The sequence below is a fragment of the Lentzea sp. NPDC058436 genome (assembly GCF_042721515.1).
GTDB lineage: Bacteria > Actinomycetota > Actinomycetes > Mycobacteriales > Pseudonocardiaceae > Lentzea.
On record NZ_JBHXLF010000003.1, the window covers coordinates 614,327 to 638,295 of the forward strand.

Consider the following 23,969-nt stretch of genomic DNA (forward strand, 5'->3'; position numbering starts at 1 on the left):
CGCGTCCCCCTCCTGGGTGGTGTTGTTCAGCCGGTTCCGCGAAGCCGGTATAGTTATACCGGCACCCGCTGATGGAGGAACACGTTGATCGAGCTCAAGTCCCCCGCCGAGATCGAGCGCATGCACGTCACCGGCCAGTTCATCGCGGAGGTGCTCGACGAGCTCTCCGCCAAGGCCGCGGTGGGCGTGAACCTTCTCGACCTGGAGCACCACGCACGTCACATGCTGCAGGAACGCGGAGCGGTGTCCTGCTACTGGGACTACTCGCCGTCGTTCGGGCGCGGGCCGTTCCGCAACGTCACGTGTCTCGCCGTCAACGACGCGGTGCTGCACGGGCTGCCCAAGAGCTACGTGCTGGCCGACGGCGACGTGCTGACCATGGACATCGCCGTCCTCATCGACGGGTGGGCGGCCGACTCGGCCATGACCGTGATCGTCGGCACGCCTCGCGAGGAGGACCAGCGACTGATCCGGGCCACCGAGGTGGCGCTGGCGGCCGCGATCGAGGCGGCGCAGGTCGGCAACCGCATCGGTGACATCTCGGCTGCGATCGGCGAGGTCTGCGGCCAGTTCGGGTACACGCCCAACCTGGAGTTCGGCGGGCACGGCATCGGACGGACCATGCACGAGTCACCGCACATCTCGAACAACGGGCGCCGCCGGCACGGCATGAAGCTCAAGCCCGGTCTCACCGTCGCGATCGAGCCGTGGCTCGCCGCCACCACCGACGAGATCATCTACGACGAGGACGGCTGGACGCTGCGGTCCGCCGACGGCTCGCGCACGGCGCACTCCGAGCACACGGTCGCGATCACCGAGGACGGCCCGCTGGTGCTGACGCGCCGCAAGAGCGAGCTCGCGGCGCGGCCGGATTCCACGTCGTCCCAGGCAGGAACACCCCAGGGCTAGCCGCAGGGCCAGTCGCCGCGCCGCCGCCCTCGACATCGCCGGGATCACCGTCCACAACGGACACCAACCGAACGGCGGCGGACCGGCGACCAGCGCCCGTCACGGCCCGACATCACGGCGGCGAGGAAAACCCTTCCGCCAAAAGGCTTCCAATTCGTGTCCAATTCCAGGTCAGCGCACACCGGTTGGTCGTTTCGGCGCAAGGAAACGCAAGGCATCGGTCTACCTGAAGCACTCATTGTTGCGTCATCATGGAATCGCCTGCACTGACCGGTACCCGGCGTGAGGGGAATCGACACCATGAGCTCATCGGGCTTGGAGCCGGACCTGGAATCCGCGCTGATCGACCTCGAAGGCGTCCCCTTCACGAGGCTGCGCGACCTGGACAGCGACGTCCTGCGGCGCTCCCTGCGGCACGTCGTGGAACGAGCCTCGCTCGTCAGCGCGGGCTACAGAAGCTCCAACGAATCGGGCGGTGAGCGAATCGACTGATCATGCCGCAGCCCACCCCTTTCCACCGCATGCCGTGGGCCGATTTCGACGCCTTCGCTCGTCTGAACGGCGACGCGTCCATGATCGGCCGGTTGCGCGGAGCCGAACTCAGCAGACGCAAGCTCCTGGTGCACGCGCTGCTCGAGTCCTCAGCCAAAACGCCAGGAGCGTTCGGGCCGCTGCCGCCACTCGAAGCGGTCTGGGACCTGCTCGCGCGAGTCGAGAACGTGTCACCGGCGGCCCTAGACCGGGTGTTCGCACATCCGTACACCGGAAGCTGGGCCGGGTACTCGACGAGGTTGCTGACCAACGGCGTGGACGGCGTTTGTCCACTGTGGATCCACCTCGGCCACGTGCACGCGCTCGCGGCCGCGGCGGCGATCACAGCCGATCTGGACTTCGAGATCGAGGTGCCGCTGTGGGAGGGCAACGCCTCCCTGCCATCACTGGGGACGGCGCGGTTGCGCACCGCGGATCGCTTCTCCACGGCCGTGGTGAGGGGCGGGCGCGGGCGCTACCAGGTCCGCGACGCGACCAGTGAAGTCCGGCTACCGGCGAGACTCGACGCCGACTCCCCCGGCTGGTGGGCACTGCGCACGTGCCGTGCCGGCGACGCGAAGCACCGACTCTCGGTGACCCTGGACGACCTTGATCCTTATCGCGGGCTGCACGAGCCGATTCCGCCCAACCGGTTGGGGAGCACCGAGACCAGCACGTGGCGACGCCTGCTGAGCGAGGCGTGGGACCTGCTGCGAGGCGCCACACCGGAGCTGGCCGGGATGGTCGCCGCCGGCCTGGACTCGGTGGTGCCCAAGCCGAACGTGCCGTTCCAGAACCCGAGCGCGTCGACCGGTGAGGCCTTCGGCAGCGCCGTGATCGGGCTGCCGGAGGATGCCGCGGACCTGGCAGCCACCCTGGTGCACGAGCACCAGCACATCGTGCTCGGAGGCGTCCTCCACTTGGCGCGGCTGTACGAGAACGACCGCACGGAGAGGATCTACGTGCCCTGGCGGGACGATCCCCGCCCTCTCAGCGGTGCATATCAGGGTGTGTTCGCGTTCTTCGGCGTCACCGCCTTCTGGCGCAGCGCAGCCCGATCCAGCGCATCGCGGCGGGCAACGTTCGAGTTCGCCCACTGGCGCGGCCAGGCCTGGCGGACACTGCTGTCCCTGCGCGGGGACGCGACGCTGACCGAGGCAGGGCGGCGATTCCTCGACGGCATCGCCGAGGTGCTCGAACCGTGGCAGCAGGATCCGGTACCCGCAGACGTCCTGGAACTGACCGAACTGCTCGCCGCCGATCACCGGGCCGGCTGGCTCCTGCGACACCACCGGCCGGATCCCCCGGTCGTCTCCGCGACGGTCGATGCCTGGCTGGCCGGGAGAGCGCGGCCGCCGGTCGTCCCGGCGCCGGCCGATCTCCCGCCGACGCCGGTGCCGGACGGACCGTGGTCGCGAAGCCGCGCGACGTTGCTGCGCCTCGGCCTGAGCCACGAGGGCCGCGAGCACTGGGGGGCGGTGCCCGGTGCCACCGAGGCGGACTTCGCCCTGATCACCGGACGTCACGCCGAGGCCGCCGACGGCTACCGCGCGGAGCTGCGTTCCGACCCCGACCGGCCCGTCTCGCTGGTAGGACTGGGACTCGCCCTGAACGCCGCCGGTCCCAACCCGGCCGCGCGCGCTCTGCTGCACTGCCCGGAAATGGTGCGTGCGGTGCACCGAGAACTCCGGCGCACCGCACGTGACATACCGACGCCGGAGACGCTCGCCCGCTGGTTGGGCCAGCTCGTCTCCGGCTGAGACCACTACATCAGGATCGGGTCGATGTCGCAGTTCGCCCTCATCCCCTTGATCGCGGCGACGGTGCCGGGGTGCCCTTCGCCCAGCACCTTGCGGTACCTGTCCAGCACCGGCTCGTGGTGCGGTGCGGCCTCCTCCGGACGACCCGCTGCCCTGAGGTCGTGTCCGAGGTTCAGCGACGCCGCCAGCAAGGTGGGATGGTTGAGGCCGAGCACCCTGCCGCCACGCTGCACGGCGTCCTGCCCCAGAGCGATCGCCCGGTCGATCTCGCCGAGGGCGGCGAGGTCGCTCGCCAGGTTGATCATGGCGACGATCGCGTAGGGATGGTTCGGGCCGAGACCGCCGCGGAAGATCTCCAGTGCCCGTTCGTCGAGCTCCCTCGCTTCGGCCACCTCCCCCTTGAGCCGCATCGTCACCGCCAGGTCGACGGTCACGAGGACGGCGTGCGGGTGACCTTCGCCCAGAACGCGCCGATACCGCTCGAACGTCTCCTCGCCCAGCGTCTTCGAGGCGCCGAGGTCTCCAGCGTGACGAAGATCGATCGAATGTGCCACGGCACAGGCCAAGCGGGTCAGGTGGTCGGGCCCGTACAGCAGCGTGAACTGGGCGAGTGCCGGGGCGGACAGTTCCAGCGCTCGCCCATGGTCACCGTCCTTGCGCCGCAACACCGACAGGAGGAACAACCGCGTCGACTGGTCGGGATGGTCCGCGGGAAGACGCATCTTGTACGTCTCGACGAACTTCTCCATGTCGATCCGGGCACGCATGTACTCGCCCGCCTCGCGCCTGTCGACGATCTCCGCGGCGTAGCTGCTGACCGTCCTCGGGTGGTCGGGCCCGAGCACCTCGCTGCGGCGGTTGGCGGTGTCCCGGTCGAGCTCGGCGGCCGCCACGTACTCACCGGACAACCGGAGGCTGATGCCGTGCTGGTAAGCGGCTTTGAGCGTCTCCGGATCGTCCTCGCCGAACAGCCGCTTGGACTTGCTGAGGATCTCCTCGCTCAGCTTGGCCGCGGTGGCGAAGTCCCCCTGTGCCCGGAAGTCGGTCACGACGTTGGCCTGGACCGTGAGCACCTCCTCGCTGTCCTCGCCGGTCACCGAGATCTGACGCTGGAGAGTGCGCTGGTTGATCCGCGATGCTTCCTCGTACCTACGCACACCCCACAGGTAGAGGCCGAGACGTGCGGCGACGTACAACGACTGCGGATGAGTGGGACCCAGCTTGCGTTCGAACGCCTCGCTGACCTGCTCGGCCAGACGCGCGGCCTCGTCGTGGTCGCCCCACGCGGAGAGGAAACGCATAACGTTGATGATGAGCTGCCGGGGCCAGTCCTCGTCGCAGTCGACGATGTCGGACGCGTAGGCGTGCGGCAACAGCTCGCGGTAACGCGACCAGTGCTTGCTCGAATCGGGGTCGTTCGGGTCGAGGCTGGCCAGGAGCTGGTGCGCTCCGTGGTTCATCTGCGCGTGCACCTGGGGCGCCATCGTGCGGTTGCGCAGCACCAGCTGGACCAACCGGTGCAGCTGCAGGGTGTTGTTGCCGTGGTCGATCTTCGCCAGACCGTAGCGGTTGATGTCGCGGATGGCCCTGGCGAGTTTGATCGGGTCGCGCAGTGCCGCGTCCAGTTCCGGGGAGATCGACACCCGGCTGACCCCGGTGAACAGGTCGCGCGAGATCGGCTCCGGTGAGTAGAACGCGCAGACGTGCAGGATCTGGTGCGCCGCCGGGTTGCGCTTCTTCAGCTCGTCGAACGACACGTTCCAGGCCGCGGCGACCGACCGCTCGTCCTCCAGGTCGGTCTCGGCGGACGTGCTGAGGATCTCCGCGACAGATTCGTCGAACAGCCTCAGGTACTCGCTGACGGGCATACCGGTGACCGCACGCCAGGCCGCGGCCTGCTCGACGGCCAGTGGAAGGTCTCCGAGCTTCTCCGCGAGCACGTTCGCGTCGGCCTCGTCGATGTGCGGGCCGCGCTTGCCGAGCAGCTCGATGCTCTCGGCGCGGTCGAACACCGCGAGCTCCAGCGGACGTGCCACCCCTGCCCAGTCCGGGTTGCGGGAGGTGATCAGCACCTTGCCGGGACCGTTGGTCGGGAAGAACGGACGGACCTCCTCAGGGCTCTCCGCCGCGTCGAAGACGAGCAGCCAGCGCCGGAACGGCCGCCCGACGCGCAGTGCCTCGCGGACGGCGGGGACGGCGGTGTTCGCCTCGGTGGCGCCGGGGAGGCCGAGCTGACGGGCCAGTTCGGTGAGGGCGGCGCGGATCTGGGTCGGGCGGGCCGCCTCGATCCACCAGATGAGGTCGTAGTCCTGCAGATGGCGGTAGATGTACTCGGTCGCCATGTGCGTCTTGCCGATACCGCCCATGCCGTGCAGCGCGGACGGAAGCACCGCGGTGGCGCCACCGGCGGTCAGGCGTTTGCCCAGCTGGTCCAGCAGTTCTTCGCGGCCGGTGAAGTTCGGATTTCGCGGCGGCACATTTCCCCAGATGACCGGGGGATCATCCGACCTCCGCTCGTGAAACGTCCGCGAGCTCGAAGCGGGAAGAACTGTCATACCGCTCACCTCGGGAAGGTCGACGCCGCGCGACCCGGCGAATTGCGCCACGTCCGATGCGGAATGCGCAGGTGGTTCGGATACCGTCGTCTTGCTGGCGCGCTCGGCCGCATCGGGCATTTCCTTGCTCGCTATCCTAGTCGCACTGGGCTTGATTGATTCAGAAGCTGCGCCGCCGCGTTTCATCGCGTCGCCCAGGCGATCAGCGCGTGAGAGGTAAGGACCCGACAACGCCCCCATCACCGCACGCTGGAGCCCGACTTCAGCGGCTGTCGAAACGGAGGGAACCGGGTCCGGGGCACCATCCGGGTCCACGATGGCGTCACGAAGACGCCTCAGTACCGGAATACGATCCCCGAATACCGCAGCAGCCGTTTGCACGACACCCGCGGTTTCGGACCGCCGGGCACCGTTGAGCAGCAGTTCTCGCACTCTCTCGGGAAACACAAAAGCAGTGGAGTCCCATCCTGGAACACCACCACTCGCGGGAGAATAGTGCACGACTCCACTCAGAAGCAATTCGCTCAGGTGCTCAGTTTTCGCCTCCGGGACGAATCGACGCCGAATGAGTTTGACGACTTCGGGGTGGGCCGGGACTGCCGCCATCAACGTCGCCAGGCGCAGCGCGGGAGGTGAGGCGAGGCTTCTGAACCTGCCCACGTGCTCGTTCGCCGACAGGGCTCCGTCCGGCGCGGCCGTGGCCTCACGGGTGGCCAGCACCACCGTGCCGGCGGCCGGGCCGCGGTGGCCCGCCGTGATCAGGCGCGCCCACCACTTCAGGTAGCGCGGTTGCAGTTCGATCACCGGCACGGGCACGGCGCCGTCGCGCAGGTGCGCCTGCGGGTCCTCTTCCAGCCACGCGTCGGGCAGGTCGCAGGTCCAGCGGCTGTTGGGGCGCATCGCGGCCGGCACGGTGAGGTTGGCGCGGTGCAGCGGCACGGAACCGCGACCCCAAAGCCACTGCGGCAGCAGGTGCAGCACGCTCACGGGCATGGACCGCGCCCACCGCGCGAGCATCGGGTTGAGCAGGCCCGGTCGCCAGACGCCGCCGACGCCGTCCGTCACGAGGAGCATCACCCTGCGGCCGGAGACGTCGAGCACCTCCGCCGGGTCGCGCGCGGGCGCACCGGGCGTACCACCGCGCAACACCGGCACCTCCGTGCCGTCCTCGTTGCGGACGACGTCGACCAAGCGGAACTGGATCGTGCGGAAGGCGCCCAGCCGCGCGAGCATCTCCAGGAACGCGACGACCTTCGGCCGCCACAGCGACATGGACGGACTGTCGTCCAAAACGACGGTCAGATCGAGCCAACGCTCCGGACACGACCGGGTGATGGGCCACCACGTGCCGGTGCTCGCCATGTGCTCTGCGGTCGCCACCTCGTCCAGGACCGTTGAGCCGTAACGGAAAGAAGGCACCTGACGCTTCAGCGGCCGCAACGCTCGGAAGCACTCCAGCATCTCGGTGAGCGCCGGCGTGACCACTGCGGCCAGCGGGAGCTCTCCTCGTTCCTCGTCCTCACCGCTCGGCGGGAGTTCGACCGCCTCCGCCCGTTCCGGGACAGGCGGGGGCTCAGCGACAGACGTGGTCTCCGGTTCGGGCTCGGCTTCGGATTCGGCGGGCGCGGGCGTCTCCTCGCGCTCGACCTCGGCGGGCGGCGGCCTCAGGGGAACGGGTGGATCCGGATCGCCGGGATCGTCCTCCCGGCTTTCGGGCACGCCGCCCATCGCGGCAGCCAGCCACACGACGTCCCCGACGTCGGTCCAGCCCAGACCTCCGAGGCCGTTCACGTCACAGCTCCGTCAGTCTGCGCCACAAGGAATCGAGCAACCGCTGCCACGCCGCGTCGTCCGGCTGGTACGCGCCGGACGTCGCGAGGTAGACGGCGTCCAGCAGGCGGTCGGCTGGCAGCCCGCCCTCCGCGCGGCTCTTCACGATGAACTCGCGCACCAGCCGGACGCGGTGTTCTCCCTGGCCGTCGAGGAGGTGGTTGGCCACCATGGCGGCCAGCTGCTCGGCCGTCGGGTCCTTGATCTCCAGTTGCAGCACGCGGCGCAGGAACGCGGGCGGGAACTCGCGCTCGCCGTTGCTCGTCATGATGACGATCGGGAAGGCGCGGCAGCCGACTCGGCCGTCCACGACCGTCGCCGTCCCGTTGGGGTCGTTCGTGTGAACGGTGACCTCGCGGGTCTGGTTCCGCACGCGGGCCAGTTCCGGAATGACGAACTCGCCGTCCTCGAAAATGCTCAGCAGATCGTTGGGCAGGTCCGACTCCGACTTGTCGAGCTCATCGATCAGCACGACGCGGGGAAGCCTTCGCGGCAGGAATGCGGTGCCCAATGGCCCAAGCCGCACGAATTCACCGATGGGCGCTTCGTCACCGTTGTTCGACTGCGCCCGGCTCGCGGCCGCCTGCACCCGGCCGATGGCGTCGTAGTCGAATAATCCGGAGTTCAAAGTGGTGCGACTCGTGATCGACCACCTGAGCACACGACCCAGACGTAATTCCCGGGAAACGCGCCAGGCGAGAGAGGACTTCCCCACTCCCGGCTTTCCGGTGAGCAACAGAGGCCTGCGCAGGTACAGGGCGGCGTTGACGACGTCCAGTTCGTGCGCGTCGACGTCCGACTCGGCCAGGTTGATCTCCGGCCCGAGCCTGCGATCCGCCTCTCCTTCGTCCCCCGGCGGCACGTCGTTCTCCGGAAGAGGCCCGCCCTGGAAATCGCGCCACGGCGGCGGAGGCGGAAGCAGATCGGCGAGATCGATGTCGTGGATCTCCCTGCCCGTGCCGCGATATATCCACCAGTCCGGCGCGTCGGTTCCCGCACGACGCCCGTCCTGACCGCGTTCGCGCACACTCATTTGCTGCCCCCACTCGACGTCGGCGAAGAAGGTCCGCCGGGAACGATTTTCCGATTCGGGTCGTCGAGCAGCACGACGAGGTTGCGGATGAGGTCGTCCTCGGTCGCGGCCAAGTGGGCGGCGCGGTGGCGGCCGGGCATCCCGGAGATGCCGCCGTCACCGGCGACGAGGCGGCCGACGAGCTCACGCAGGTCCTCGGCGCTCGCACGGGGGTGCCAGACGACCAGGGGCACGCCCGCCCGCAACGCGGCGGTCAGCGCGTCCGGCCCGGCGCTCGGATCCGGCCGCGCGGAGGGCGGCTCGTCCATCACCATTCCAACCCACGTGGATTCACTCAGCACGGCATCGATCGGATTCTCCTTGGTTCCCGCTGATCCGTACGGGTGAATTCTCTGCAACGACGGGTGGTCGTCGACAGCCGAATCCCACCTGATGCGCCAAAGACGGTGCCAGTGAGCGGATCGCATTCGCTCAAGAGACCTGAGCGCCAAAGGATAATCGTAGACCAGCGGTCGCGGGAACCCGGACCCGCGCTCCTTCTGCCAGGCCATGATCGGCATTTGCAGCAACGGGCGGGGCATCACGAATTCCAGAGCGACGGAAATAGCCTGGTCGGACCACGTGCTCTCCGCCTTGACGATCACGTCGTCGATTCGCTGCTCCAGTTCGTCCACCGCCAGCTCCCACACCCCGCCGCGCGGTGGGGGCCACTCCAGCGGGTCGTCCTGACGCCAGAAGGAAAGGACGCAGCGGGTGGGGTCGATGGCGTCCAGCTCTATCACGATCATGAGGTGCAGCTGAGGTTCGGCGGGCAGCGGAATTCTGGAGGCGACCCGTTCCTCCTGCTCCCCGGTGCGCCGCAGGGTGTGAATCTTCTGCGCGACCCAGGACGTCAGCTCTCCCGCGTTGTCGTCGCCGATGTCCGCGGCGAGCAGTTCCAGGAATTCCAGAGCGGGAGGAATTCCATCGGGGCCCGAATTGACGTCGGCGAGGTTGAGAAAGGCGTCCCACGCGGAGCGAAAGCGAGGCACCGGAATCCTCGCGCGCGTGGCGCGGCTGACGATCAGCGACAGGCGATCGGTCTCCACCCCCGACAGGAGGCCCTGCACGACCTTCAGCTCGTCGGCGGGGAACAGCGCCCGCACGACGACGTCGTCGTCGCTGGCCGGTGCGCCTACGAGGGCGGGCGGCGCCGCGGCGGGCTCCCAGCCGTCGCCGTGCAGCCGCAGCCAGGCCTGCCCCTCGAACGACTTCACCGAGACGTCGATGCGGCGGTAGGAACCCGGTGCGCTGGCCGGGTCCTGCCTGATGATCTCCTCGAAGAAGTACGAGCTGGAGATGAACGCGACGAGTCGCCCTGACGTGCTCAACTGCGTCTTCGCCTCCTCCGCGTCGAGGATTCGGCATGCCAGCACCACGGCGTTGCCCACCCAGCCGTTGTCGTTCTTGCGGATGTCCCCGGCGTGTATCCCCACCCGGAGGGTGAACTGCGCACCTCGCGCGTGAGTCGCGTTGTGGCGGCGGATCTCGGCGGCCAGGCGGTCGGGCAGCTTGTCGGCGAGCTCGCTCTTGCTCACCGACGCCGGGATCAGGATGAGCGCGCCATCACCGCGGTCCTCGATGTCGCAGTCGTCCACCACCGCTCCCGCGGCGGTGAGCGCGGCCCGCAACACGCCGTAGAGACCTTTGTGCACCGCGAGCTGGTCCGCGGTGGTGCGGTCCGGGCGGGTGAACTCGGCGACGTCGACGGCGACGATCGTCCGGTGTTCGGTCGGTGGCGAGAGGGGCACGACCGTCCTTCCCACGACATGACGCCGGCGGCTGCCGGCGAGCCGATTCGTCGTGTACCAGACCGACCGGCCGGGCTGCGCGCCGTTTGACGCACAAGGCCCAGTTCCACCCCGTGGGATCTCGCACAGCAGACACTCGTGCGTAACTACAGCAGGATTCCCTTCACACCAACGAGCTGTCGGACCGCCCGATCCGAGATTTCACGCGATAGGACGAGCGGTCCACCGGCACGATCCGCCGGGATCGTCGCCCTGTCGTGGCGCGCCGTTACTCCTGCCTGCTCGAAAGGCCGCCCGATTAGATCGATCGGGGCAGTGACCGCCGTGCTGTTCCGTGAATCATGGAAGCATGGGGATCGGCCGGCCGTTCTGGGGATTGCTCGACGAGCCGGAGCGCGCGGCGGTGCTGGCGGCGGCGATCCGCAGGAGGTTCGACGCGGGAACCGTGATCTGCCACCAGGGGGACGAGACGCGGAACGTGCTGGTCGTGTCACGCGGGCGGGTGCGGGTCAGCCGGTTCGCGCTCGGCGGTGAGGAGACGTTGCTGGCCGTGCGCGGGGCCGGCGACATCATCGGCGAGGTCGCCGCGATCGACGGGCAGGGGCGTTCCGCGACGCTCACCGCGGTGGACGTCGTCGAGGGTGTGCTGATCACCGCTCCCGCGTTCATCAGCCTGTGCGAGAGGCAGCCGCGGATCATGTGGGCCGTGTTGCGGGTGGTGGTGTCGCGCCATCGGGCCGCGGCCGACCAGCAGGACCTGAGGACCGGCCCCTCGTTGCAGCGGGTGGGGGGCATGCTGCTCGGCCTCGCCCACCGGGATGCCAGCGACATGATCGCGACGGTGCCGATCAGCCAGCGCGAGCTCGCCGCCATCGCGGGCATCTCGCGTGAGACGCTGGTGCGGGCGTTGAAGGAGTTGCGCGAGGCCGGGATCATCGCGACCCACCGCACTCGCGTCGAGATCCTCCGCGAGGACGAACTGCGCGCGTTGTGCGGCATTTGACGCAGACGTTTCCGGCCGGCCGCGCTTCCCTTGGGGTGCAGGCAACGAGCAGGCCACCAGGGGAGAGATCATGAAGCGCCACGTTCTGCCGGAACCCGGTTCGCACAAGCAGTTGGCGCGTGCGCGCCGCAAGCACACCGAACGGGTGCTGTTCGCGGTCGTCTTCACGGCCGTGGAACTCTGGGCGGTCGTCGCCGCCGTGGTGCTGCTCGAGGACGACGGCGTGCTCGCCGTCGCCGCGTCGGTGGTGTTGTCGGCGGCGCTCATCGCGGTGTGGGACACGTGGCACGCCGTCATCGCGTCCGGGCGTGCGTTGCGATCACGTTCACAGGACGAGCTTCCCGCAGAGGAGGTCGGCCCGGACCAGCCGATGACGCTGGTGCGGCTCTGAACCAGGTGTGGCCGCGGCGTAGGGGGGCGCGGCCACACCGCCCAGCTCAGCCGGCGACGGACACCGGCTCCCGCAACGGTTCCAGCATCGCGCGCACCGCCGAGGCGATCAGTTCCGAGGGCGAGCCGGTGCCGTACGGCGACGGGATCTCCCGCAGTGCGGCCCGGTGGCCCTCGACGTCGTCCAGCCAGCGCAGCACTTCGGCGCTCACGAGCGGGCCGGGCGGGACGAGGGTGCCGAACGTGCCCTCGATCTCCGGGCGTTCGGTGCTGCGCCGCACGACCACGACGGGCCGCTTCAGCACGCTGACCTCCTCCTGGATGCCGCCGGAGTCCGACACGATCACAGCAGACGCGTGCGCCAGGGCCAGGAAGGGGCGGTACGGCTGGGGTTCGATCACCTGGAGGCCGTGCAGCAGCGTCTCCAGGCCGAACGCGGTGATGCGCTGGGCGGTGCGCGGGTGCAGCGGGAGCACGACGGGGAGCGGGAGCTGCCCCAGCTCGCGCAGGATGGTCTCCAGGTTGGCGGCGTCGTCCACGTTCTCCGGGCGGTGGATCGTCGCCAGGACGTAGCGGTCGTGCTTCAGGCCGAGGTCGCCCAGGACCGCGTCCTCCTCGTCGGCCGACGGCAGCGCGTGGACCAGCGCCTCGACGACGGTGTTGCCGGTGACGGCGATGCGGCTGTCGGCGACGCCTTCGGCCAGGAGGTTGTGGCGGTTCAACGACGTCGGCGCGCAGCAGAGGTCGGACAGGTGGTCGATGAGCACGCGGTTGTGCTCTTCCGGCATGGCGCGGTCGTAGCTGCGCAGACCCGCCTCCACGTGCACCAGCGGCACGTCGCAGGCGTTGGCCGCCAACGCTCCCGCCAGTGCGGAGGTCGTGTCGCCCTGCACGATCACGGCCGCAGGGCGTTCCGAGGCCAGCACCTCGTCCACGGCCGAGACGGCGCGACCCAGCTGGTCGCCGCGGCGCAGGCCGCCGAGCCTCAGTTCGTGGAAGCCGCCCGGTTCCGGCACATCACGGCGGATGAGCGAGTACATCGAGCGGTCGTAGTGCTGGCCGGTGTAGATCATGGTGCACGCGCTGCCGAAGTGCTCCACGAGCGGCGCGAGTTTGATCAGTTCCGGTCTTGTGCCGCAGACGATCGTCACGGTGTTCGTTTCCCGCACCGCGGCAAGGTACTTCATCGATCTTGACGAAACCGGGCAAATCCCGCCCACGTTCACTCGAAAGAGTTGCGTGGGATATCGCTCGAAAGTGTTGCCGCACAAGCGTGTCGTAGTGTCCGCGCTCATGTCCGGTCATCTGGCACTCGCCGTGTCCACTGTCCTCTACGGCCTGGGGATAGTCGCGCAGACCGTCGCCGCGCGGAGGGCCGACGAACGTCCCGGCACCGGGGTGGGGCTGCTCGCCCGCCTCGCATCGGATCGCCTGTACCTGCTGGGTTTCACCGGTCAGGTCGGCGGTTTCCTGTTCGCGTTCCTCGCCCGTGAGGAGCTGCCCCTCTACCTGGTGCAGGCGGGGTCGTCGTCCGCGGTCGGCCTCGCCACCGTGATCGGCGTGCTGCTGCTCGGCTGGCGGATCCGGCGCGTCGAGATCGCGGTGCTGGTGGTGATGGCGTGCGGTCTGCTGTTGCTGACGGGTGCCGCCGCGCCGTCCGAGGCCCGTGAGCTCCCCCTGGTGCCCGCACTGGTCGTGCTGGGCGTTCTGACGCTCTCGGTGCTGCCGCTGGCAAGGATCTTCAAGACCCTGACGCCCGTGCTGGCCGGTGTCGCGTTCGCCGTGGTCGCGGTGGCCGCGCGCAACGTCTCCGGCAAGCCGCTGCTCGACCTGGTGCTGCACCCGCTGACGTGGGTGATGGTGATCGCCGCGTTCGTCGGGCAGGCGTGCCTCGCGACGGCGTTGCAGCGCGGGTCGGCCACGTCCGCGGTGGCGTCGATGGACGCGACCAGCGTCGTGATCGGCGCGGCCGCCGGGCTCGCGGTGATGGGCGACCAGATCACGCCCGGCCGCGAGTGGTGGGTCGCGCTGGGGATCCTGCTCGTGGTGTCGGGCGTGCTGGTGCTCGGGTCCGTCGCCCGCAAGCCCGCCGGCGAGCTCGTCGCGGCCAGAGGTGAGCTGTGAAGCCCGTCGCGAGCGTGTCGCTCGATCTCGACAACCTGTGGGCGTACCTGCGCACGCACGGCGATTCCCGTTGGGAGAGCAGGCCGAGCTTCCTGCCGTCCGCGGTGCCGAGGCTGCTGGACGTCTTCGGTGAACAGCGTCTGACCACCACGGTCTTCGTGGTCGGCGCGGACGCGGAACGCGACGACGGCGCCGAGGCGGTCTCGTCGATCGTCGCCGCAGGGCACGAGATCGCGAACCACTCGTTCTGGCACCAGCCGTGGCTGCACCGGTTCTCCGACGAGGACGTCGAGAAGGAGGTCATGCGCGCCGAGGAGGCGATCATGGCCGCCGGAGCGCCGCGCCCGGTCGGGTTCCGCGGACCGGGGTACAGCGTCACGCCCGCGCTGCTGGACGTGCTCGCGCGGCGCGGATACGTCTACGACGCCAGCGTGCTGCCGACGTGGATCGGCCCGCTGGCCCGCGCGTACCACAACCGGACGGCGGGATCGACGGACGGCGGCGAGGACCTGTTCGGCGGGTTCGGCAAGGTCAAGGCTCCCAACACCGCGTTCCGCTGGCGGGGCAACGGGGTGGTCGAGCTGCCGGTGACGACCATGCCGTTGCTGCGGGTGCCGATCCACGGCGCCTATCTGTTGCAGCTGCACCAGATCTCGCCCCGGCTGGCTCGTGGCTACTTCCGCACGGCGTTGCGGTTGTGCTTGGCGCGCAACGTCTCTCCGTCGCTGCTGCTGCACCCGACCGACGTGCTCTCGGGTGCCGAGGCGCCCGGGATGGAGTTCTTCCCCGGCATGGCCGTGCCCGGTGCCGAGAAGGTCGAGCTGCTGGGCTGGGTGTTGTCGTTGCTGCGCAGGCACTTCGACGTCGTCGGCACCGGTGAGCACGTCGAGCGGGTCGCCGCTTCCCGTCTGCGTGAACGGGATCCCGTCGCATGTGGCTGACGGTCCTGCTGCGCGTCCTCGCCTGCGGCACGGTCGCGCTGGCCCCGCTGGAGGGGTACCTGCTGCAGGTGCACGGGCAGGCGGCCAAGGTCGCGCCCGCGTTGTTGATCGGCGTGTGGTTCTTTTCCCTTTACCGGCAACGACGACTGCCGACGCCGCACCCGCTGCACCTGATCATCGCGTTGCTCGCGGTGGTGCTGCTGGCGACCTCGGCGGTGCACGAGGCCGAGCCGTTCACGCTGGAGTACCTGGTGCGGTGGCTGCCGTTCCTGGTGATCACGGTGGTCCTCGCCGACGTGGCCGCGCGGGAGGTGCCGGTCCGCGCGCTGCTCGCGGCGACGGTTGCCGGCGCGGTCGTGGCGGCAGCAGGCGGGTTGCTCAGTCTCTTCGGTGGTTCGCTGCGCGCCACCGGGCCGTTGGAGGACCCCAACGACCTGGCGTTCTTCCTCGTGGCGGCGCTGCCGTTGCTGGTCGCGCTGCCCGCCCGCGGCCGCTCGCGGATCGTGTTGCTGGTGCTGGGCGCGGTGCTGGTGGCCGGTGCCGCGGCGACGTTCTCGCGTGGCGGCGGAATCGCGCTGGGATGCGCGCTGGTCTGGTTGATCGTCCGGCGCGGCATTCCGGTGCGCGCGGTGGTCGTCACCGCCGCTGTCACCGGAGTGGCGGCGCTGGTATTCGCGACGGCGGCGCAGGCCGAGCTGTCGCGGGCGTTGCAGGAGAAGAGCCACATCGCGGGCACCAACGCCGACACGAGGATGCTGCGCTGGCAGGCGGCGTCGCGGATGCTGGCCGACAACCCCGTGCTCGGCGTCGGGCCCGGCGGGTTCCGCCAGGAGTACGCGGCGGCCGGGCACAACGCGGAGATCGACGAGCAGACCCCGGTGGCGCACAACATGTTCCTGGAGGTGGCCGCCGAGCTCGGGGTGCCGGGCTTCGTGCTGCTGATCGCGTTCGTCGCCCTGGGGTTCGTGGCGAGCGAACGGGCGTTGCGGCGCGTGGCGGACCGGCGTGAGGCCGTGGCCGTGCAGGCGGCGCTGATCGCCGTGCTGATCGCCTCGATCTTCCTGTCCGAGCAGTACTACCTGCCGCTGTGGTCGCTCGTCGCCCTCGCCGTCGCGATCGAACAGCGTTGCCTGAAGGAGAGTCGATGCGCGTTCTCCACGTGATCAGCGAGATGGGCGCGGGCGGTGCGGAGGCGCTCGTGGCCGGCATGGCGCTCGCGGGCGGTGACGTCGGCTGGGAGTCTGCGGTGGCGAGCGGTCCCGGGTTCCGCCTGGAGTCGCTGCGGGCCGGTGAGGTTCCGGTGTTCGACGTGCCGGTGGCGCGCCGCTCGCCTCTCGGTGTGCTGCGCGCGACTCGGTCCGTGCGGGTGGCCGTGCGCCGCTTCCGCCCCGACGTCGTGCTGGCGCACAACGTCTCCGCATCGCTCGTCGCCCGCCTCGCCGCACCGCGCAGGCCGGTGGTGACGGTGTTCCACGGCGTCGCCGAGGCCGACGTGCCCGGTGCGGTCAAGGTCATGGACCGGGTGTCGACCGTCGTGGTGACCGTCGCCTCGGCCGCGGCCTCGCGACTGCGCGAGGCGGGTCTCGGTTCGGTGGTCGTGATCCCCAACGCCGTGTTCCCCTCAGTTCCCTCGGCCGACCGCGCCACCGTGCGCGCCCGGCTCGGTACACCGCTGGACGTGCCGGTGGCGTTGTGCCCTGCACGCCTGGAACCGCAGAAGCGGCACGACGTGCTGCTCGACGCGTGGGCGCAGGTCCCCGGCGACGCCGAGCTGTGGCTCGCGGGCGACGGGAGCCTGCGTTCCGCGTTGGAGGCGCGGGCGGACGGCCGGGTCCGCTTCCTCGGCACCCGGACCGACGTGCGCGACCTGCTGGAGGCGGCGGACGTCACCGTGCTCACGAGCGACTGGGAGGGCATGCCGATCGCGCTCCTGGAGTCGCTCGCGGCGGACCGCCCCGTCGTCGCGTCCGATGTGGACGGTGTGCGCGAGGTGCTGTCCGGCGGCGGCGGGATCCTGGTGCCCCGCCGCGATCCCGCGCGGACCGCGAAGGCGTTGCGCGGCCTGCTCCAGTCCCCCGCGGCGCGTTCGGTGGCGGCCTCCCACGACGGCTCGGCCGACGCGCACACCTTGATGAAGTCCTACGACGAACTGCTTCGTACCGTCCTGGAGGGACGATGAAGGCTCCCAGAGCTGTGGTGGAAGGCGTGCTGGCCGCCGTGCTGGTAGGCGCGGCCGTGCTGCTGGCCGTGGCGACGCGCGACGGCGTGACCGAGGGCAGGCTGACCCTGCTCGCCACGCCCGCGGCGGCGGACAGCGCCCAGTTCGGCGAGGTCACCTCGCTGGCCGCACCCGCAGTCGTGCAACTGGTCCGCAGCCCGTCCGTGCTGGACGTGGCGTCGCGGGCTGCGGGCACGACCCCGGACCGCCTGGCCGACGCGGTCGCCGTCGAACTGGTCCCGGCATCCGGCGTGGCCCGCATCTCGGTGCGCGCGGACTCCGCGGAACACGCCTCGGCGGCCGTCACCGCGGTGGCGAAGGCCGTGATCGAGGCCGACCTGCTCGCCCCCGCCGCCCGCTTCCGGCTCGTCGACCCGGTCGCGGAGACCACACAGGTGTCGCCGGACTGGCGGCTCGCCACCGGACTGGCCCTGGTCGCCGCGGTGATCGCCGGCGTGGCCGTGGTGGCGCTGCGGCGCCTGCGGGGCACCGTGTCCGGTTCCCTGTCCGCGGCGGGGATCACCCACCCGGTCGTGGTGGCCGCCGATGACGATCCCGACCTGACCGAGCGGCTCACGGCGCTGTGCGTGGCGGCGGCGCGACCGGTGCGGGTGCTGCCGGTGAGCCCGTCGCTGGTGGAGCGGGCGGAGGCGCTCGCGCGGGCGTTGCCGGACAAGGCCTCCGAGCCCTCGGACGGCACGGCGGTGATCGCGGTCGCGTCCGGTGACCGGGCTCGGCGCGGGGACCTGGCCACGGCGCTGGCGGTGCTGCCGGCGTCCTCGGTGCTGGTGGCGGTGGTGCTGGCGTGACGATCTCCGCGCGCTGGGAAGCATTCCTGCGCCACGAACGCCTTCCGGCCGTGCTCACCGCGGCCGGGCTCGCGGCGCTGGCCGCTGTCGTGACGCTCGCCTCGGTGGCCGTCGTGGTGGCGGTGGTGCCGGAATGATCACCACGACCGACCGGGCCGGCCTCGCCAGGTCCCTCGGCGTCGCCCTCGTCGCGATCGCCGGTGCCCTCAGCGCCTTCCGCGCCCTCAAGCCGTCGTGGGAGGTTCCGCTCCCCACGGAGCAGAACCTCCCCGAAGAACGCATGCAGGACTTCCGGGACGCGCTCTACTTCCCCATCCGCGAGTTCCTCGGCGGCGGCAACCCGTACGACCCGGCCGTGATGTTCGACCACTGGCCGGTGCGGCAGAACTTCAACCTCTACCAGCCCTACCACCTGGTGCTGCACCTGCCGTTCGCGTTGCCGGAGTACCGGGTGGGCGCGGTGGCGTTCGCGCTGGCGTGCCTCGTGCTGCTCGTCGGGCTCGCGGTCATGGCGGCCAACGGGGCGCGGCTGCCGCTCGTCGCGGGCAGCGTCGTCATCGCCACGCTGCTGGTGACGAGCCAGGTCGGCAAGGCGCAGATGTACATCGGGCAGGTCAACCCGCTGATCGCGGTCAGCGTGGCCGGGGCCTTGCTGTTGCGCACCAGGAGTCCTGGCTGGGCCAGTGCGGCTCTCGCCCTCGCCTGGTTGAAGCCGCAGTTCGGGCTTCCGCTGGCACTGCTGCTGTTCGTGCGCGGTGACCGGAAGGTCGCGCTCCTGGGCACGGCCGGGGCCGCCGTGGCGAGTCTTCCCGTGGCGGCGTTGCTCGTCGTCCGCGGTGGCGGACCGGGTGAGTTCCTCGCCGTCATCGAACGGAACCTCGACTGGGCCAGCAGCACCGGGTACGGCGCGGTCGACTCGATGACGGCTCAGCGCGTCGACCTGCCGGCGGTGTTCTTCCGGACCACCGGGTGGTTGCCGCCCGCCGCGGAACTGCTGGCGCTGTGCGGAGTTCTCGCGGCCACGGCGCTTCTCGCGCGCAGGCTCGACCGCACCGAGAACGGCACGGAAGTGGCGGATCTGCTGGTGTGCCTGGGCATCGTGGTCGCGTTGGTGCACCAGCCCGGTGACGTGCTGATCGCGGTTCCGGCGATGGTGGGGCTGGCGGTCATCGCATGGCGGCACAGGAAAGACGGTCACTGGCGGTGGGCCGGGATAGCGGCGCTGCTGGCGACAGTTCCGTTCGCGCACCTCTACTTCGTCGACACAGCGGTCAAGAACCTGCTCGGTGCTCGGGCGAGCGTCACGCTGGACGGTGCCGCCCTCGTGGCGGCCTGGGCGGTGCTCGCGGTGTTCGCGGTGCGGCACGTCCGGCGCGCCGCATGACAGACGTGGCGGTGCGGGGGTCGCTGTGGCTCTTCGCGGTCAACCTGGTGAGCAAGAGCAGCCAGATCGTCGTGACCCTCGCGCTCGCCCTGTTCCTCACGGAAGCCGACCTCGGCGCGGTGGCGCTGGTCGTGTCGATCGTCAACATCGGCCAGGTGATCCAGGCGATGGGCGTCTACGACATCGTCAGCCGCACCGCCCGTGATCCCCTCACCACAGCCGGAACCGTGCTCACGATGAGCGTCGCGGCGGGCATCGCGCTCGCCGCGGTGCTCATCGCCTCCGCCGACCCGGTCGCCACCGCTCTCGGGGCTCCCGAGGCGGCCGGGATGTTGCGGCTCGCGGCGCTCACCCTGCCGTTCACCGCGGCGGGCGGGGTGCAGATGGCGTTGATGCACCGCAACCTCGACTTCCGCCGCCGCATGCTGCCCGACGCGGGAGGCATGCTCATCGGCGCGGCGGTCACCGTGACGTTGGCGGCGACGGGGACCGGGCCCACGGCGCTGGTGCTGGGCCTGCTCTGCACGGCAGTGGCGCAGCCCGTGCTCGCCGCGGTCGCCGGAGCCCGGATCCGCCCCACCTGGGACCGCGACGCCGCAACGGAAGCGACGAGGTGGCTCGCGGTCGTGGGACCCGGGGCGTTGATCGCCGTGCTGCTGATCAACGTCGACTACCTCGCGATCGGGCACGTGCTCGGGCCGGAGGCGGTCGGCGGGTACAGCCTCGCCTTCCGCATCGCCTGGGTGCCGTACATCATGATCGCGGTCGTGCTGGGCGGCGTGCTGTTCCCGGTCTGCGCCGAGCTGGTCCGAAGTGGACGGAGCGACCAGCTGCCGAACACGCTGCGGCGCTTCACCACCGCGACTCTCGTGATCACCGGCGGCCTGTACACGGCGGTCGCGCTGTCCTCGGACGGGATCGTGGTCCTGGGCGAGCAGTGGGCCGGCGCGGGACGGCTCCTCGCGCTGCTCTGCGGCTACGGACTCGGCCTGGGCCTGCTGCACGTCTGGTACCAGGTGATCAGGGCCGCCGGCCACGCCCGCCAGTACCTCGCCCTCGAAGCCTCGCACCTCGTCCTGCTGCTGACCGCCCTGGTGCTCACCACCGAACGCGGCCCGGAGGCGGTCGCGATCACCCAGGTGAGCGTGGTGTGGCTGCTGGTGCCGGCGACCTGGCTGGTCCTCCGGCGCAACGGCCTCGCGTTCCCCCTGCCGGTCCGCGCGATCTCCAGCGTCGCCAGCGCGGCGGCGGTGTGCTGGGCCATCAGTGCTCTTCTGCCCAGCAGCACCACCCTCGTGGGCCTCATCACCACCGGGCTCGTGCTCCTCGCGACCTACTGCGCGATCACGCTCCCGCTCAACCGCACCGTCCTCATCGGACTGAAGGAGCGCACGTGAAGATCGTCCACGTGACGCAACCGGTCGAGGCCGGCGTCGCCGTCGTGGTCCTGGCCCTCGCGAAGGCACAGCGGGAACGGGGCTGGGACGTCAGCATCGCCTGCCCTGACCGGGGATGGCTGCCGGACCAGGCTCGACGGGCCGCAATCCCGTTGCACAGCTGGCAGGCGACCCGGAGCCCCGGTCCCCGGACCGCGCTGGAACTCCGGTCCCTCCGCAGGATCCTGCGCGGGAGCGCCCCGGACGTCGTCCACCTGCACAGCTCCAAGGCCGGCCTGGCGAGGCTCGTCCTGCGCAACGAGGTCCCCACGATCTTCCAGCCGCACCTCTGGTCGTTCCGCGTCGCCACCGGAGCGCTGAGCCGGGCCTGCCGGTTCTGGGAAGCCCAGGCCTCCCGCTGGACGACCCGGCTCCTCTGCGTCAGCGACGACGAGCTCCAAGCCGGTCGTGACGCCCGGATCACCGCACGAGCCGAGGTCGTCTGCAACGGCGTCGACACCCGGCGCCTGACCCCGCGACCGAAGACCACCGACACCCCCACGGCGGTGTGCGTCGGCAGGCTGGCGCACCAGAAGGGCCAGGACCTCCTGCTCGAAGCCTGGCCCGAGGTGCTCCAGAAGGTCCCGGACGCCGAGCTCCTGATCGTCGGCGACGGCCCGATGGCGGCACAGCTGCAAGCCCGCAACCACCCCAACGTCCGCTGGCACGGGCACAGCGACGAGGTCGGCGCCTTCTACACCGAGGCCGACGTCGTGGTCCTGCCGTCCCGCGCCGAGGGCATGGCGCTGGTGCCGTTGGAAGCCATGGCCTGCGGACGCCCTGTCGTCGCGTTCGACGTCGAAGGTGTCGCGCAGAGCATCGGCGACGCGGGCGAAGTGGTGCCCGCCGGCGACACGAAAGCCCTGGCGCAAGCGATTGCGCTCCGGCTCGCCGACCCCGAACTCGCCGCGGCGGAGGGCAAACGAGGCCGGGAGAGGGCCGAGACCCTGTTCGACCGCGACCGCATGACCGACCAGATCGTGACGCTCACCGAAAGGCTCGTCACCGAGGAAGGACGACGATGACACGGATCGCCTACCTGCTCACCCAGGACAGCGGTGGCCCGGTGGACGTGACGGTGCGCCTGGCCGCCGCGCTGGCCAAGTCGGGTGACGCCGAGGTGCGCGTGTTCGGCCCGCGGCCGAGGCGCGGCGCCGAGCTGATCGACCCGTTCTTCGAGGAGACCCACGTGCTGCGCAAGGGCGACATGGCCGCCGCGCGCCAGGCGAGGGCGTCGATCAAGGCCTGGCGCCCGGACGTCGTGCACGCCCAGGACCGCCGCTCCGGACTGGTCAGCGCTCCCCTCGCCACCACCGGCACGAAGATCGTGCACACCTACCACGGCGTGCCGGACGAGGTGGCAGAGCCGTGGTTCCGCAACGTCCGCGGCGCCACGCCTCCCCCGGCCTACACGAGGGCGGTGCTGGCCGCCGACGCCGCCGTCGCCCGCGTCGTGCACCGCACGGTCGTCCCGGCCAGGGAGATGGGCCGGTTCCTGCGCGAACGCCTTTACGTACCACCGCACCGCATGACGCACATCGACAACTGCGTCGAGGTCGGCGAGGCGAACCCGCCGTCCAGACCGGTGCGCAGGCTGATCTTCGTGGGCCTGCTCGTCGAGCGCAAAGGTCTGCTGGACCTGCTGGACGCGCTGGAGACCACGATGCCGGAGGACGCGACGCTCACGGTCGTCGGCGACGGTCCACAAAGGCTTCAGGCCGAGGGCCGGGTCACGCGCCGGGGTCTCGCGGACAAGGTCGAGTTCCTGGGGTTCCGCAGCGACGTCCCGGAACTGCTGCTCGACCACGACGCCCTGGTGCTGCCGTCCACGATGGAACAGCAGCCGCTCGTCGTCGCGGAGGCCATGGCCGCGGGCAAGCCCGTCGTCGCCACCGACACCGGTGGGGTCGCGGACATGCTGGGCATCCCCGGCGACGACTGCCCGAAGCCCGGTGACGTGCCCGCACTGGCCGCGCGGCTCCAGCAGCTCTTCGCGGACCCCGATCCCGCGAGCACGGGAGACCGGCTCGCCACGAGGGCGCGCGAGCGGTTCACCCCGGAGGTCTGCGCCCGCAGGCACCTCGACCTCTACCGCAGGCTCACCGCCGCGGACCGTTGACCAGCACCACCGCGTCGGCCGCCGGCAGGTCGAGCTGGGCGGGCACCGGTTCGCCGCGCAACGTCACGAGCCCCGGCGGAGGCGTCAGCAGCACGGACGTCTTCGTCGGGTTCACGGCCACCCAGCCGTTCGAGTAGCGGCGGTTCCACACCCCGCTCGGCAGCCGGTTGGCCGTCTCGACCGCCTCACCGAGCCGCGCGTCCTGGTACGTCGACCAGTACGGGTTCTTGTAGTCGGGCTGAGCCCTGGTCCAGCACGTGTGGGGGCTCGCGAGGAGCGCGGCGGAGGCGTACCCGACCCGCTCCTCCTTGTCGGACTTCGTGTGCGTGATCAGCAGCAGCCACGACTCGCCGAGCGCGGCCTGGGCGCGCTGCTCCTTGAACTGGTTGCCCTGGAACGTGATCAGCTCACCGGTGCCGTCGTCGCCCTGCAGGCCGAAGTTCTCCTCCATCGCGCCCGCGTACCGGGAGTGCGCCGACCACCGCCCCGGCGTCAGCTGCGACTCCGAGACGTTGGGGACCAGCATCTTCCCGTTCTTCTCCAGGGCGTCGCCGGTGAGCTGGAGCATGCCGTCGAGGCCGTCGCGCAGCAGCCGGTCCGAGCCCGCGGCGTCGGCGGTGCCCGCGATCACCGACGGCGAGTAGTACTTGAGCGAGCTGAAGTCGTTGTCCGCCAGCACTCCGTCCCAGCCCTCGCGCATCACCTCGCCGACGACCGCGTCCGACCACGCCTTCTGGTAGGCCGGGTCCCACACCGTCATCTGCCAGTGCTTCGGGTAGCCGTTCCACTCGATGCGCTGGCCGAGCGTGCTGATCGCGAACCAGTCCGGCTGCGTCCGCTCCGCCGCGTGGTAGCCGACCCCGGTGGGCAGGTACTCGGCGTCGCGGTCGCCCTCGACCGCGCCGTAGTAGTTGCGGGTGCTGGAGAAGTCCTTGTACACCAGCACCTTGACCTTGGGGTTCAGCTCGTGGAGCTTGCGCATGGCCGCCGTCTCCCACGCGTTGAGCACCACGACGTCGTAGTGCTTCGCGGCGGCCCTGATCTCCCACGCCGAGGGCGAGTCGCCGATGCCGTACCACCAGGCGCAGGGCGCGAGGGCCTTCGGCATCGGCCCCGTGATGATCGGGTCCGACTCGG

At 70.5% G+C, this 23,969-nt stretch carries 20 protein-coding genes; 15 read left to right on the plus strand and 5 right to left on the minus strand.

The features are described from left to right. The first annotated feature begins 84 nt into the window (after positions 1 to 84). The 3 genes from map to ACFWN2_RS16720 all read left to right on the plus strand — a co-directional run bounded on the left by map (position 85) and on the right by ACFWN2_RS16720 (position 3,200). Complete coding sequence (gene map, locus ACFWN2_RS16710) at positions 85 to 909, plus strand: type I methionyl aminopeptidase (protein WP_382428364.1); 825 nt, start codon at positions 85 to 87, stop codon at positions 907 to 909. A gap of 300 nt (positions 910 to 1,209) precedes the next feature. Further along, positions 1,210 to 1,401, plus strand: a complete 192-nt coding sequence (locus ACFWN2_RS16715; RefSeq protein WP_382428365.1) for a hypothetical protein — start codon at positions 1,210 to 1,212, stop codon at positions 1,399 to 1,401. Positions 1,402 to 1,403: 2 nt separating this feature from the next. Further along, positions 1,404 to 3,200: an aKG-HExxH-type peptide beta-hydroxylase gene (locus ACFWN2_RS16720; protein WP_382428366.1), complete on the plus strand. Its 1,797-nt coding sequence runs from the start codon at positions 1,404 to 1,406 to the stop codon at positions 3,198 to 3,200. 5 nt (positions 3,201 to 3,205) lie between these two features. Here ACFWN2_RS16720 and fxsT read toward each other — a convergent pair whose 3' ends face one another. From fxsT to ACFWN2_RS16735, 3 genes are read right to left on the minus strand one after another with little or no spacing between them, the layout of a single operon-like run. Further along, positions 3,206 to 7,546 carry an FxSxx-COOH system tetratricopeptide repeat protein gene (gene fxsT, locus ACFWN2_RS16725; protein ID WP_382428367.1) on the minus strand — a complete coding sequence of 1,447 codons (4,341 nt, stop codon included), beginning with the start codon at positions 7,544 to 7,546 and terminating at the stop codon, positions 3,206 to 3,208. Position 7,547: 1 nt separating this feature from the next. Further along, the gene (locus ACFWN2_RS16730; RefSeq protein ID WP_382428368.1) at positions 7,548 to 8,618 is read right to left on the minus strand and encodes an AAA family ATPase; all 1,071 of its coding nucleotides are present in this window, start codon (positions 8,616 to 8,618) and stop codon (positions 7,548 to 7,550) included. After that, a complete protein-coding gene (locus ACFWN2_RS16735; protein WP_382428369.1) occupies positions 8,615 to 10,408 on the minus strand; it encodes a hypothetical protein in 1,794 nt (597 codons plus the stop codon). The genes ACFWN2_RS16730 and ACFWN2_RS16735 overlap by 4 nt, the downstream gene beginning before the upstream one ends. Positions 10,409 to 10,757: 349 nt before the next feature. On the opposite strand from ACFWN2_RS16735, the gene ACFWN2_RS16740 reads away from it, so the two are divergent. Together ACFWN2_RS16740 and ACFWN2_RS16745 are read left to right on the plus strand one after the other, a co-directional pair. After that, positions 10,758 to 11,411, plus strand: coding sequence for a Crp/Fnr family transcriptional regulator (locus ACFWN2_RS16740; protein ID WP_382428370.1), 654 nt, complete (start codon positions 10,758 to 10,760; stop codon positions 11,409 to 11,411). Positions 11,412 to 11,481: 70 nt separating this feature from the next. Continuing rightward, positions 11,482 to 11,802 carry a hypothetical protein gene (locus ACFWN2_RS16745; RefSeq protein WP_382428371.1) on the plus strand — a complete coding sequence of 107 codons (321 nt, stop codon included), beginning with the start codon at positions 11,482 to 11,484 and terminating at the stop codon, positions 11,800 to 11,802. A 46-nt stretch (positions 11,803 to 11,848) separates the two neighbouring features. Here the strand turns inward: ACFWN2_RS16745 and wecB are convergent, their stop codons facing one another. Next, on the minus strand, positions 11,849 to 12,988 hold the full coding sequence (gene wecB, locus ACFWN2_RS16750; protein ID WP_382428372.1) for a non-hydrolyzing UDP-N-acetylglucosamine 2-epimerase: 1,140 nt from the start codon (positions 12,986 to 12,988) through the stop codon (positions 11,849 to 11,851). Between the two features lie 106 nt (positions 12,989 to 13,094). Between wecB and ACFWN2_RS16755 the strand changes: the two genes are divergently transcribed. From ACFWN2_RS16755 to ACFWN2_RS16800, 10 genes are read left to right on the plus strand one after another with little or no spacing between them, the layout of a single operon-like run. Continuing rightward, positions 13,095 to 13,925 (plus strand): hypothetical protein, encoded by an 831-nt coding sequence (locus ACFWN2_RS16755; protein ID WP_382428373.1) that lies wholly within the window; start codon positions 13,095 to 13,097, stop codon positions 13,923 to 13,925. After that, positions 13,922 to 14,866: a polysaccharide deacetylase family protein gene (locus tag ACFWN2_RS16760; RefSeq protein WP_382428374.1), complete on the plus strand. Its 945-nt coding sequence runs from the start codon at positions 13,922 to 13,924 to the stop codon at positions 14,864 to 14,866. The genes ACFWN2_RS16755 and ACFWN2_RS16760 overlap by 4 nt, the downstream gene beginning before the upstream one ends. After that, the gene (locus tag ACFWN2_RS16765; RefSeq protein WP_382428375.1) at positions 14,857 to 16,029 is read left to right on the plus strand and encodes an O-antigen ligase family protein; all 1,173 of its coding nucleotides are present in this window, start codon (positions 14,857 to 14,859) and stop codon (positions 16,027 to 16,029) included. Before ACFWN2_RS16760 ends, ACFWN2_RS16765 begins: the two co-directional genes overlap by 10 nt. Next, on the plus strand, positions 16,011 to 17,045 hold the full coding sequence (locus ACFWN2_RS16770; protein WP_382428376.1) for a glycosyltransferase: 1,035 nt from the start codon (positions 16,011 to 16,013) through the stop codon (positions 17,043 to 17,045). The genes ACFWN2_RS16765 and ACFWN2_RS16770 overlap by 19 nt, the downstream gene beginning before the upstream one ends. After that, complete coding sequence (locus tag ACFWN2_RS16775; protein ID WP_382428377.1) at positions 17,042 to 17,893, plus strand: hypothetical protein; 852 nt, start codon at positions 17,042 to 17,044, stop codon at positions 17,891 to 17,893. Before ACFWN2_RS16770 ends, ACFWN2_RS16775 begins: the two co-directional genes overlap by 4 nt. Next, entirely contained in the window at positions 17,890 to 18,030 is a 141-nt protein-coding gene (locus ACFWN2_RS16780) for a hypothetical protein (RefSeq protein WP_382428378.1), read from the plus strand. The genes ACFWN2_RS16775 and ACFWN2_RS16780 overlap by 4 nt, the downstream gene beginning before the upstream one ends. Continuing rightward, on the plus strand, positions 18,027 to 19,277 hold the full coding sequence (locus ACFWN2_RS16785) for a glycosyltransferase family 87 protein (protein WP_382428379.1): 1,251 nt from the start codon (positions 18,027 to 18,029) through the stop codon (positions 19,275 to 19,277). Before ACFWN2_RS16780 ends, ACFWN2_RS16785 begins: the two co-directional genes overlap by 4 nt. Further along, positions 19,274 to 20,674, plus strand: coding sequence for an oligosaccharide flippase family protein (locus ACFWN2_RS16790; protein WP_382428380.1), 1,401 nt, complete (start codon positions 19,274 to 19,276; stop codon positions 20,672 to 20,674). Before ACFWN2_RS16785 ends, ACFWN2_RS16790 begins: the two co-directional genes overlap by 4 nt. Continuing rightward, the gene (locus ACFWN2_RS16795; RefSeq protein WP_382428381.1) at positions 20,671 to 21,738 is read left to right on the plus strand and encodes a glycosyltransferase; all 1,068 of its coding nucleotides are present in this window, start codon (positions 20,671 to 20,673) and stop codon (positions 21,736 to 21,738) included. Before ACFWN2_RS16790 ends, ACFWN2_RS16795 begins: the two co-directional genes overlap by 4 nt. Beyond that, entirely contained in the window at positions 21,735 to 22,832 is a 1,098-nt protein-coding gene (locus tag ACFWN2_RS16800) for a glycosyltransferase family 4 protein (protein ID WP_382428382.1), read from the plus strand. The genes ACFWN2_RS16795 and ACFWN2_RS16800 overlap by 4 nt, the downstream gene beginning before the upstream one ends. Here the strand turns inward: ACFWN2_RS16800 and ACFWN2_RS16805 are convergent. After that, entirely contained in the window at positions 22,813 to 23,940 is a 1,128-nt protein-coding gene (locus ACFWN2_RS16805) for a putative glycoside hydrolase family 15 protein (protein ID WP_382428383.1), read from the minus strand. The genes ACFWN2_RS16800 and ACFWN2_RS16805 overlap by 20 nt on opposite strands. Positions 23,941 to 23,969 lie beyond the last annotated feature (29 nt).

Coding starts and splice junctions, on each gene's coding strand:
- ACFWN2_RS16715 (WP_382428365.1), top strand. CDS start 1,210: ATGAGCTCATCGGGCTTGGAGCCGGACCTGGAATCCGCGCTGATCGAC.
- ACFWN2_RS16720 (WP_382428366.1), top strand. CDS start 1,404: ATGCCGCAGCCCACCCCTTTCCACCGCATGCCGTGGGCCGATTTCGAC.
- ACFWN2_RS16730 (WP_382428368.1), bottom strand. CDS start 8,618: ATGAGTGTGCGCGAACGCGGTCAGGACGGGCGTCGTGCGGGAACCGAC.
- ACFWN2_RS16740 (WP_382428370.1), top strand. CDS start 10,758: ATGGGGATCGGCCGGCCGTTCTGGGGATTGCTCGACGAGCCGGAGCGC.
- ACFWN2_RS16745 (WP_382428371.1), top strand. CDS start 11,482: ATGAAGCGCCACGTTCTGCCGGAACCCGGTTCGCACAAGCAGTTGGCG.
- wecB (WP_382428372.1), bottom strand. CDS start 12,988: ATGAAGTACCTTGCCGCGGTGCGGGAAACGAACACCGTGACGATCGTC.
- ACFWN2_RS16755 (WP_382428373.1), top strand. CDS start 13,095: ATGTCCGGTCATCTGGCACTCGCCGTGTCCACTGTCCTCTACGGCCTG.
- ACFWN2_RS16765 (WP_382428375.1), top strand. CDS start 14,857: ATGTGGCTGACGGTCCTGCTGCGCGTCCTCGCCTGCGGCACGGTCGCG.
- ACFWN2_RS16770 (WP_382428376.1), top strand. CDS start 16,011: ATGCGCGTTCTCCACGTGATCAGCGAGATGGGCGCGGGCGGTGCGGAG.
- ACFWN2_RS16775 (WP_382428377.1), top strand. CDS start 17,042: ATGAAGGCTCCCAGAGCTGTGGTGGAAGGCGTGCTGGCCGCCGTGCTG.
- ACFWN2_RS16785 (WP_382428379.1), top strand. CDS start 18,027: ATGATCACCACGACCGACCGGGCCGGCCTCGCCAGGTCCCTCGGCGTC.
- ACFWN2_RS16790 (WP_382428380.1), top strand. CDS start 19,274: ATGACAGACGTGGCGGTGCGGGGGTCGCTGTGGCTCTTCGCGGTCAAC.
- ACFWN2_RS16800 (WP_382428382.1), top strand. CDS start 21,735: ATGACACGGATCGCCTACCTGCTCACCCAGGACAGCGGTGGCCCGGTG.
- ACFWN2_RS16805 (WP_382428383.1), bottom strand. CDS start 23,940: ATGCCGAAGGCCCTCGCGCCCTGCGCCTGGTGGTACGGCATCGGCGAC.